Origin of the sequence: Nostoc sp. XA010 (assembly GCF_020829625.1) — a bacterium.
Classification (GTDB): Bacteria; Cyanobacteriota; Cyanobacteriia; order Cyanobacteriales; family Nostocaceae; genus Nostoc.
Genome location: NZ_JAIVFX010000113.1, coordinates 1 through 4,107 on the forward strand (window position 1 = coordinate 1; position 4,107 = coordinate 4,107).

Here is a 4,107-nt window from a genome sequence, read left to right on the forward strand (position 1 = left end):
TACTAGCACCCGCTTTAAGTTCTAAAACCTGTGTAGCAGTGACACCGTAATAGATTGGGCAAGGATTCCTCATGCATGGTGGTGCATTGTGAATTATGGTTGTCACCACATTATTTTTAAGGTATATAATGTCTAACGGCACTTTTACTTGGTACATCCAAAACGGTACATGATTATACTCTCGACCCAAGTTAAATAACATTCCGCGATCTGTGTTTAAATGATTTCTCCATTTGAGTCCTTTCTCTAGTTCTTGTGTTTTATTTGCCGCTTCTAAATAAAAGGTCTGATTATTGTGAATAAGTTTATACTGAAGAGGCAATTTTTGGGGACGAGTTTCGATATAAGATACTACTGCTGTGAACAAGATTACTGACACCCCAGCAATTGGCCCAGCCATGTTTAGCAGCTTAAAGCCAGCAGCATACCAATCGATTTTTGACTGAGATTTTAGCATTTGCATAAAATTAACTACCAAAAATATCGATATCGCCCAGACTATATATTGATGAATCCACCGGACTAGATGGTAGTCCTTGCAAATCTGCCTTATTACGCATACTTTCTATTCGGTCAGCTTCACGTATTGCCAGAGGGTTTACGTTTTTTCTTGATTCTAATAGTGCAGTTAGGGTAATTTCTAATGGCGGTAAATCCTCAAGTGCTGGGATGTCTTCACCAAACAATTGACAAAATATTGAGAATGCTGCCCTTTCGACGATTGCCTGAATTTCTGCACCGACACAGCGATGTGTTACCTTCAATAATCTTTGCCATTCTTCTGGGGTAAAGGCATCTCCACCATGACTAAAGCGCTTGTCAAATCTTGCTAGGTGAATCTTAAATATAGAATGTCTCTCACCGTTGTTTGGTAAATCGATTTTGAATATCTCATCAAACCGTCCACTTCTGGTTAACTCTGGTGGTAGCCATTGGATATTATTGGCAGAAGCAATTATTAATACATCACTTGTTCTTTCCTGCATCCAAGTGAGTAACATCCCTGCTAATCTTCGTGATAAATCATCATCTCCGGCAAATCCCTTGTCAAAATCATCTAGGTAAAAAATTATACGGTTAATTCGGTCTACCAGCGCCAATAACTTTTTGAGTTTGTATTGGGCCATATTCCCATAACTGCGGAAATGGCCCCACTCCACGATTACCAAGGGTAATTCCAGTATTTGAGAACAAGCCTTAGCCGAGTGAGATTTACCTGTTCCGGGTGGGCCAATTAATAAAACACCTTTTGGTAGCCGCAAGTTGTAAGACTTAGCCAACGGTGTCAGGAGGCGCTTGTATCCCTTAAATGCTGACTGCATTAATTCCAGTCCCCCGACTGGAATTGTCATCGGTTGGAGAAATTCCACATTGTAAACTCGTTTGAGTAACTCAATTTTATAAGCAGAAAGTTTTTTGACTAATTCACTATTGTCAATTGCTAGAGCAGTTTTTACCCCTGTTTGAATATCTGCCAAATACATCCCGACACAAGTATTCGCTATTTCATTGATTTGGGCTAGTGTAATTGAGTCGGGTAATATTTGTGGCAGATAATTGCTAATTTCCTCAACTGTGGGTAACTCTTGGGTAATTATGGGTACTAGACCAGCTATATCTGACTTGAGGCTTGCGTTTGACCCCAGCAACAAAGCTGTTTTACTGGAGTTATGGTTGTAAAGCTTAATATTAATCAGTGCTGACTTAATCCATTCTGCTGTCAGGAAGGAATCTGCATCCGTCGCTCCTTGTCCAAGCCACGGGTATATCCCTTCCAGGATCAAAATCCCTTGTAACTGGGTTGTCTTCCAAAAGCGCAAAATTTCAAAGGAATCTTCGCGTACAACTTTGAAAGCGATTCTGTTGTATTCTTTAATTTCTGAGAATGCCAATCCCCAATCACTTATTGTTAACTGGTATAGTTTGTCATCCTCTAACATCCAAAGATAACAATTGATACCACTATTAATGCATTTTTGAGTTAGGTTTTTAAGTAAGCTCATCCTCTCTTGCAATGGAGATTCCACTGCTATTAAAGGATTGTTTTGTTCGTAAAGAGAAAATATTCTTTCTATCAGTTGTGAACTCATGGGTAAATTATTGAGCATCAAACTGATAATAAAGGCTGACTCACTTTTTACTCACAGCCTGAAGTACCCAAATCTCTCATACTTTTGGCCATTCTTTTTTATTTGCACTTAGGCGGCAATCGCTACTAAAGACTCAAATCTACCTCTGACTTACGCTGCTGTTGTTGTTGCTGTAGGGACTTTTCAAGCAACAAATCCTGATTCCAAGAGACTGTTTTGGGTCTTGAGCGTCTAACCTGGGGCAGTAATTTCTTAACAGCAAGTGCTGAGGCTTCCCCGAATTCATCGGAGTTGAACGCCGTTTTGATTTGAGAAATATCCTCTAATCGCTCCACAGGTGTACTTTTGGGGTCAGCAAGTGCCATGTACAGTGTTCGCTGTTTTGGTATTGACCCAGTTTTGGAATATTCCAACATTGCGTATGAGAAAGCATCAATCGTTGAGGAGCAGAGTACCACTTTTTCTACTTTGCTCGTTCCTCGCTCCCCCAACTGGAAATGGAACCAACTGTTTGTGCGATCGCTTCCAATGGCCAAACCCTTAAATTCACTCCCTTCAAGGTAAGCCCCTTTAACTTGATGGTTTAAATCTCGCATTAGAAACACTGCATTTTGCTCCTTGTCAGCGTAAATCAACCCCGATTGGTGAAATCCGTGTACAAAGTTTGATGGCAATCCCCAGAAGTGAGTCAAGTAATCATGTATTGCAAGCCACTTGCTTTTATCCTCAACTGGTGGGACAAACTTGGGGGCTGGCTCGGTTTGAAGAATATCTGCTGTTTGTTTTTTGACTGCGGCGATCGCTGCTCGTTCTGCCCCCGATTCCCCAAATCTGTCATTGAGCCACGCCAAACCCTGTCGCAAATTGTAATTGTTGACTTGAATCACCAAATCTATCGCCCCGCCCCCCTTTTCTACTCCTGGGGAGGCAGACTGAAATTTATCCCCATTTATATCAATGATGTGGCCATGACCCACCCAAGAGTTAGATTGACAGGGTTCAAAGTCTAAACCTAACTCCCAAGCCACATCTTCCAAGGCTAATTCACGCAATTGTTGAGTCTGTTTAGCTAATTCCTTTTTCTCTTTCTCTAATTGAGCAATGCGTTGTTGAAGCAGTTCATTAGCTTGAGCCAGTTCTCTAGCTGTTGCTTCCATTTGTTGAAGTTGACGGGCTACCCTGTCTCGATCTGCGGCTTTGGCTTTGATTTGCTCCAAATTTAACTCTGATACTTCCAGGTTCCGTCCCGTTTCTACTATCCGGTAAAAATCCTTTATATCCTCGTGTTTGGCTCTGGAACCCTTCAACCCCCTCTCCAAGCCAATCAGCCGCATCGTTTCATAGTAGGAGTCCTGAAATGCCTGGATTTTTTGCCGCCCATTGAAAAAGTGATTACACCGTAGCTGACCCCGGTCATCCACTGGCACAAAGTAAGCATGAATATGTGGCGTGGCTTCATCTAAATGTAATTCTGCCCTGACTATCCGCGAACCGTATTCCTCAGACAACCATTGGTGCGTCGCTTCTAGCCAAACATCTAATTTATTTTGCTCATAATACCCTGCCTGGGTTGGACATGAGGCACGGAAGTAACTTGGCGATGCACTCAGTAACATCTCGACGCAGTAAACACCGTCAGTCCTTATCTTCCTGTGTTGCGGAGCCTCATTTATCTTTGCCATCACCAAATCTTCTAACCTTGATTCGGGATCGCTGCTGCCTATAAACCTAATATTCTCTACCGACAAATCAGCGTTCGGTGTTTCCCTTTCACGAGATGTGTGAGACGCGCTACTCCCTATATCCTTCTGCTTTATTTTTTTTAAACGAGCGATCGCATACGCCATTCCCGCCCACCTTTTTTTCTCTCGTCAACAATATTTCACCTGATATAGCGGTTATCAGTCCAGTCCAGTACACTTAGGAGAGAGCAATTCTACTGATAACTGGTCGCTATGAAAGCCTACTCTCTCGACTTGCGTCAGAAAGTTGTTGATGCTTATGCCTGTGGTGACAT

General features: G+C 42.2%; 3 protein-coding genes. All 3 read right to left on the bottom strand.

Going from position 1 to position 4,107, the window contains the following annotated elements; genetic code table 11:
- A partial coding sequence (locus tag LC608_RS36315; RefSeq protein WP_229558131.1) for a DUF192 domain-containing protein occupies positions 1-463 on the bottom strand: 463 nt, incomplete at its 3' end.
- Between the two features lie 4 nt (positions 464-467).
- The gene (locus LC608_RS36320; protein WP_229558132.1) at positions 468-2,090 is read right to left on the bottom strand and encodes an ATP-binding protein; all 1,623 of its coding nucleotides are present in this window, start codon (positions 2,088-2,090) and stop codon (positions 468-470) included.
- Between the two features lie 125 nt (positions 2,091-2,215).
- Positions 2,216-3,937, bottom strand: a complete 1,722-nt coding sequence (gene mobV / locus LC608_RS36325; RefSeq protein ID WP_229558133.1) for a MobV family relaxase — start codon at positions 3,935-3,937, stop codon at positions 2,216-2,218.
- Between the last annotated feature and the right edge of the window lie 170 nt (positions 3,938-4,107).